Here is a 6,566-nt window from a genome sequence, read left to right as displayed (position 1 = left end):
GCCGTACTCAGTATTTCGCGTCGTTTTCAACAGAGGCCGAACTATAGCAACACATCTCAACACTGGCAAGCAATTTTTAATATAAATTAAATTATCTTTTCTTATCCAAATCCCAGCGCACTACAGACTCTCCATTAGCCGTCTTTTTTGGTGCTGGTCGGAAGGCGTGGCCGTAAATAATTTCGAATGTCAGCGGCAGTTTGCCATCCGCTCTGCGCGTCGCTTCAATCGCATCCACTACGCGCTGCCATGCCGCACGACCAACCAAAGAACGACTACGTGTTACAAGAGGATTACCACCGAAGGACTTCACATCAGCCAGTAGCTTCTCTAACGTGTCATAAGTGACAGTGATTGTTTCCATATCCATTACCGGCGTCGAAAAACCAACGTTCACCAGCATGTCACCAAAATCATGCATATCCACAAACGGTAACAACGGCATATGCGACACAGGATTTGCCGCCGCAAACGCACCACGCAACTCCTTGAAAGTATCTGGACCAAAACAAGAAAACATTAGCAATCCATCAACTCGCAAGACTCTTCGCCACTCAGCAAATACACGATCTGGCTGCGGATGCCAATGTAATGCCAGATTGGACCACACCAAATCGACAACGTCACGCGCCAGCGGTAGCGCTGCGAAGTCACCGCAGAGCAGGTCCGATTCCAGGCTGCTACTCTTTATAGGCAGCCACTTCTTTAACAGGCGATTGACTGAAGACTGCGCTGCCTCTTGCTGATTTTGTGCTGCTGACAACATTCCGAACGATGCATCCAACCCTAATATGCGAGCTTGGGCGAAGCGCTGCTGCAATGTATATATATCCGGCCCATCGCCACATCCCGCGTCGAGGACACGTTTCGGCAAAATTTTAACCAGCGCTAGGCGCTCATGCATTCTTGTTGAAATCTCGCGGCGCAAAAATTCGGACTCCCGCACGCAGGATGGATCGGCAAATAATGTGCGTACCCGATGCAAATCTATTGGAGCGCTGGAGGCTGCGTCATTCAAAGCATAAGCCAAAGGCTTATTAGATGAGGGCGACGATGGTGAAGAGGATGAGATTGGCATTAAAATCTGTCGGTTAAATGAAGTGCGATAATTCAATTAGTTTACACCGTTGCACAATTACGCGACGTACGTCATAAAAGTCCCCACAAACATATATAGAGCAATTTCAACCAAATACGCTGATCCATTGATGCTTAAAGCCCTACTTCGCTGGTCGCAACAAATACCCGCTCTTCTGCGTGATGGGCTGCCGACATGCTGTGCGTTGTGCGGTCAAATCGGTCTAAACGTCATTTGTGCCGGCTGCGATCAAAGCTATTTTTCACATGAAACAGTACGTTGCCAGCAGTGCGCAAACCCTCTGCCCGTCATTAGCAGAAAAACGCCTGACTTATGCGGTTTGTGTGGTGACTGCCTGAAGCAAAAGCGTGCTTTTGATGCTTCGGTGGTAGCGATTGACTATGCTGCGCCCGGCGACCAACTCGTACTAACACTAAAGTTTGGTGGACAATTGGCGCTCGCGCCAGTATTTGCGAGAATGCTGCGCGATGCCGCACTACGCCGACCAGCTATAGCGAACAATTTACCTGATATATTAACTGCGGTCCCACTCAGCCCAAAGCGAATCGCTAAACGGGGCTTCAATCAGGCTTTAGAAATCGCTAAACCGCTATCGCGCTTGCTAAATATTTCTCTACAGCCCAATTTAATACAGCGCCCCCACGATACTCTGCCACAAGCGAAGCTGGCCTTGCATAAGCGCCGCCAAAACTTGCGCAATGCTTTTACCGTCCCGCCCCAAGCGGTCAAACTCATTTCCGGACGCCATATCGGCGTGATTGATGATGTAATGACGACCGGTGAAACACTAAACGAGCTCGCGCGTACATTAAAACGCTTCGGAGCGGTCCGTGTCACTAATATTGTCTTTGCCCGAACACAACTTAAATAGAAGGAGAACACCGTTGTTTCATGTCGTACTGGTTGAGCCTGAAATTCCGCCGAACACCGGCAATATTATTCGATTATGTGCCAATACTGGCGCGCAGCTGCATTTGATCGAACCGCTTGGATTCCCGCTTGACGACGCGAAAATGCGGCGAGCGGGCCTGGACTACCACGACTATGCAACTATGAAAGTGCATCCCAATTGGTGCGCCTTTATTGATTTCATGAAACATGAGCCCAACTACGACCCGAGCCGGATGTTTGCAATGACTACGCATGGCTCTACGCCATTTGCCAACATTGCGTTTAAACCGGGCGATATGTTCGTGTTCGGATCTGAAACACGAGGATTGGCTCCCGAACTACGCGAATCGTTTGCAGAGTCTCAGCGTATCCGTCTACCAATGCGCCCCGATAATCGGAGCTTAAACCTGTCCAATACGGTAGCTGTGGTCGTGTATGAGGCATGGCGTCAAAACGGTTTTGTAGGGGGCGCCTAATAATAACGATCCCGCTGTAGAAAGTGCTTAAAGCATCGGCTTTCGGTCGCCATCCTCTCGGCCTTAGAAATTTTGTATGGATATTCGGGTGTTTGGCTGCTTGACAGACATCGGTGGCTTATCTTTCGACGACCTTAGCGAAACGGTGTAATTGCTATAATCGGTGCTTCGATTTAGTGCGCGCTGCTATTTTTCTTGCACCGAGTTGTTAAGTCCAACGGTATTACTCAGTCGCATTACGCACTTAATAACGGCACATGACCAATCCCCAATCATGGTCATTTGCTGTGTTGCTCCACTATTAGTTAAAGGAATATCATGTTTCCACGCCTTATCGTCTCGGTCTTTGCATGCATAATCAGTGCGTCTGTTTGCGCGCATGACTACAAACTTGGCGCGTTAAAAATTGACCATCCGTACGCCCGTGCAACCGTACCGGGCCAACCCAGCGGCGGTGCCTATCTGAGTATAGAGAATACGGGACCCGGCACAGACAAGTTACTCGGCGCGACCTCGCCTGCTGCGAAATCAGTGGAGATTCACACGATGAGGATGGATGGCGATGTCATGAAAATGCGTGAAGTAGGAGAAGTTGAGCTACAGCCGACGAGCACGCTAAACATGGCGCCCGGCGGTGGTTTTCACATTATGCTAATGGGGCTGACGAAACCGCTTAAAGTAGGCGACAAGTTTCCAATGACATTAACGTTTCAGAAAGCGGGAAAAATTGACGTCTCCGTCAGCGTTGACGATATGAGCAGCAAGCCCGGTACGATGCACCAACATTGATGGAAACAGCATGGAGAGGCGGATAACTATTCGCCTTTACCTTTGTATCACTTCTGCGTTATCGATTGTCGCGGGCGAACAACTGGACGACAATAAAAACAAACGAATCAGGGGCGATAGCGAATGGCTAAGTGCCCTGACGGACTTTAGATAGCAACTTACTCGTCGAACGATCATGCTCAAAAGGTATGGCAACCACTTTGCCGCCATACGCGAGAACCGCTTGTCCCTCAGGAATCGCGTCCATCTGATAATCGCCGCCCTTAACGTAAATATTTGGTCGACCTTCCTGCACAACTTCAAGCGCCGTATCTTCATCAAACTCAACCACCAGACTTACCGCTTCTAAGGCTGCGAGTACCGCCATGCGATCGGCACACGTATTAATCGGCCGATCATCGCCTTTCCCAAGACGCTTAACCGACGCATCCGTGTTCACTGCGACCACGAGCGACGCGCCTTCCTGCCGCGCTTGTGCGAGATAGGTGACGTGACCGCGATGCAAAATATCAAAAACACCATTAGTTAACACTACAGGCTGCGGCAAAGCAGCGATGCGGGTACGTAATTCAGCTCTGGAAGCAATTTTTTGTTCGAATGTAATCATAGCGCTCATGTAACTTATTTGACTTATATATATCAGCAATAAAAAAAGCCGCAACATTGTGCGGCTTTAATGGAACCATCTTAAAATATGGCGTCAATATTTATCACAATATTAACCAGTTTAAGCGTTTGCAGCGAATAACTAAACGTTCACGACCGGCGCGACGGCCGATGTAGCTAAACGCGCAACAATCTCTTTACGGTAACGATTCAACTCCTGCACCGTTGAAAAGCTACGCTCAAATAGCAATGACATATTGTGCAATATGCGATCAACTACTTTCTTTTCCCACACGCCATCAAATTGAATCTGGTCATCAAGCCAGCGCTCGAGCCATTCTGGATCAGGCAACCGGCTTTGAACCGTATCATTCGGGAATAACGTCTTATTCACGTGCAGATTCGTCGGGTGCAAGGGCTTTTCAGTCCGGCGTGCAGATGCCATCAATACGCCAATCTTAGCGAACGCAGCAGACGCGGTATCGCCAACTTCCACCAGCGCCTTTTTCATGTATTTCAAATACGCACCACCATGACGCGCTTCATCCTGGCTAATAATTTTATAAATCTGCTTGATAACCGGTTCGGTGTGCCACTCAGATGCACAACGATACCAATGATTGAGACGAATTTCGCCGCAAAAATGCATTGTCAACGTTTCAAGTGGCGGCGCAGGATCAAATTCGAAGCGCACTTTATCAAGTTCCGCTTCCGTCGGAACCAACTCGGGCCGAAAACGCCGCAGATACTCCATCAATACCAGCGAATGCTTTTGCTCTTCGAAGAACCACACTGACATGAATGCGCAAAAATCGCTATCACCATGGTTATCGCGCAAAAACATTTCTGTCGCAGGTAGCGCTGACCATTCTGTAATTGCATTCATGCGAATCGTCTGAGCCTGCTCATCGGAAAGTTGGGAAGCGTCGAATTTGTCCCACGGAATATCGGTCTCCATGTTCCAACGGACTTGTTCCAGCGATTTAAACAGTTCGGGATACAGCATACATACCTTACAAGATGGGTTAACGCCCTGATTTTACCAAGAATTACCTTAGCAACCTATTTATAAGCTGTGTAGTCGTCAGATTCAATCATCTGCATTGAAATAACTACTGAAAAAGCTTTCATCGTCACGATTCACTTTTCACAAGAAGTTTCACATTTTCCTTCCTGCAACGCTTTTATATACGCCAATTACGGCGCATTGGATTCATCTTCATATATTATCAAATGCACCATTAAACTAATTTGAATCCAAACGCGATGCAGCGCCGTATCAATAACAGGATGATTAAGTCCCGTATTTAAAAAGGGCATCTATATAAAAGATTAATGAAAATTAACGTGACCCCAGGAGAGGCAAGATGAAAATAGCGATTATTGGTTCTGGTATTTCAGGCCTCTCCTGTGCGTATCGCTTAACGCAAGCTGGTCATCATGTCTCGCTTTATGAGGCCAATGATTATTTTGGCGGTCATACCAACACAGTCGATGTGACCCTGGAAGGGCAGACTTATGGCGTCGACACCGGCTTTTTGGTATTCAATCACCGAACTTACCCCAACCTGGTCAATCTTTTCGACGAATTGCAAGTCGAAACGGTCGCTACCGATATGTCGTTTTCCGTCAAAATCCCCATCAATGGTTGCCTCGGAAAACGCACACTGGAATGGTCAGGTACGAATCTCAACAGCGTATTTACGCAGCGCCGTAATTTGCTTAATCCGCGCTATATAGGAATGATCCGCGACATTCTGCGCTTCAATAAGCAAGCGACCTTACTCGCCAACGACAAAAACTCACCCCTCGGGCGGATGTCGCTAGGAGAGTTCTTGTCGCACAATAACTATAGCCAAGCATTCAAAACCTGGTATTTGCTTCCAATGGCTGGATGTATCTGGTCCTGCCCAACCGCACAAATGCTCGCCTTTCCAGTGTCGAGTTTTATTCGCTTTTGTCATAATCACGGATTACTGCAAGTGAATGACCGACCTCAATGGCACACCGTTAAGGGTGGCGCCCGACAATATGTTGAAAAAATAATAGCAGCGATTCCTCATAAATATTTAAAGACTCCCGTAACCGGCGTGCGTCGGGCTTACATTAATGACGTTTGCCAGGTGGTGATTCAAACCCATCAAGGCAGTTGCACCTACGACCATGTCGTCATGGCCGGACATAGCGATCAAAGCTTGAAATTGTTGCAAGATATTTCCATGCAAGAAAAAAAACTCCTGTCAGCGGTCCAATATCAGCCCAATCACGCAGTACTGCATACCGATCACAGTTTGTTGCCAGGCAACCGCAAAGCCTGGGCGGCCTGGAACTATCAAAGCGAGAATGGTAACGATCCAAAGGTGTGCGTCCACTATTTGCTCAATCAATTGCAGCCGCTTCCTTTTAAAACACCTTTGATTGTTTCGCTCAACCCGATCGAACAACCGGCACCGCACAGCGTGATACGCCGATTCGACTATGCCCATCCTATATTCGATGCTACGGCGATTGCCGCGCAACCCAAATTCGAGAAGCTTCAAGGACAAAATAACACCTGGTTCGCGGGTGCATGGCTCGGTTACGGATTTCATGAGGACGGTCTCAAATCGGGACTAGCCGTCGCAAATGCCATTATTGTCCAACCAGAGATCACTCGCAACATTAAACCGGCACTGTCTATGCCCATTGAGAGCATCGCGGCTTAG

Annotated in this window: 7 protein-coding genes; 4 read left to right on the top strand and 3 right to left on the bottom strand. The window is 48.1% G+C overall.

Annotation, left to right across the window (positions count from 1 at the left end; translation table 11 throughout):
• Positions 1-91: 91 nt before the first annotated feature.
• A complete protein-coding gene (locus QN379_RS15615) occupies positions 92-1,078 on the bottom strand; it encodes a methyltransferase domain-containing protein (RefSeq protein ID WP_323507027.1) in 987 nt (328 codons plus the stop codon).
• 130 nt (positions 1,079-1,208) lie between these two features.
• On the opposite strand from QN379_RS15615, the gene QN379_RS15610 reads away from it, so the two are divergent.
• From QN379_RS15610 to QN379_RS15600, 3 genes are all read left to right on the top strand, one after another.
• The gene (locus QN379_RS15610) at positions 1,209-1,970 is read left to right on the top strand and encodes a ComF family protein (RefSeq protein ID WP_323507026.1); all 762 of its coding nucleotides are present in this window, start codon (positions 1,209-1,211) and stop codon (positions 1,968-1,970) included.
• 13 nt (positions 1,971-1,983) lie between these two features.
• On the top strand, positions 1,984-2,466 hold the full coding sequence (gene trmL / locus QN379_RS15605; RefSeq protein ID WP_323507025.1) for a tRNA (uridine(34)/cytosine(34)/5-carboxymethylaminomethyluridine(34)-2'-O)-methyltransferase TrmL: 483 nt from the start codon (positions 1,984-1,986) through the stop codon (positions 2,464-2,466).
• Between the two features lie 318 nt (positions 2,467-2,784).
• Positions 2,785-3,255, top strand: coding sequence for a copper chaperone PCu(A)C (locus QN379_RS15600; RefSeq protein WP_323507024.1), 471 nt, complete (start codon positions 2,785-2,787; stop codon positions 3,253-3,255).
• A gap of 127 nt (positions 3,256-3,382) precedes the next feature.
• On the opposite strand, the gene rfaE2 is transcribed toward QN379_RS15600, so the two are convergent.
• Both rfaE2 and QN379_RS15590 read right to left on the bottom strand, forming a co-directional pair.
• A complete protein-coding gene (gene rfaE2 / locus QN379_RS15595; RefSeq protein ID WP_322235212.1) occupies positions 3,383-3,862 on the bottom strand; it encodes a D-glycero-beta-D-manno-heptose 1-phosphate adenylyltransferase in 480 nt (159 codons plus the stop codon).
• A gap of 141 nt (positions 3,863-4,003) precedes the next feature.
• Positions 4,004-4,867, bottom strand: coding sequence for a ferritin-like domain-containing protein (locus QN379_RS15590; RefSeq protein ID WP_322235210.1), 864 nt, complete (start codon positions 4,865-4,867; stop codon positions 4,004-4,006).
• A gap of 361 nt (positions 4,868-5,228) precedes the next feature.
• Between QN379_RS15590 and QN379_RS15585 the strand changes: the two genes are divergently transcribed.
• Positions 5,229-6,566 carry an NAD(P)/FAD-dependent oxidoreductase gene (locus tag QN379_RS15585; protein WP_323507023.1) on the top strand — a complete coding sequence of 446 codons (1,338 nt, stop codon included), beginning with the start codon at positions 5,229-5,231 and terminating at the stop codon, positions 6,564-6,566.

Origin of the sequence: Glaciimonas sp. Gout2, assembly GCF_035018905.1 — a bacterium.
GTDB lineage: Bacteria > Pseudomonadota > Gammaproteobacteria > Burkholderiales > Burkholderiaceae_D > Glaciimonas.
The sequence above is the reverse complement of the archived record's forward strand: the minus strand, read 5'-3'. Positions and strand labels throughout refer to the sequence as shown.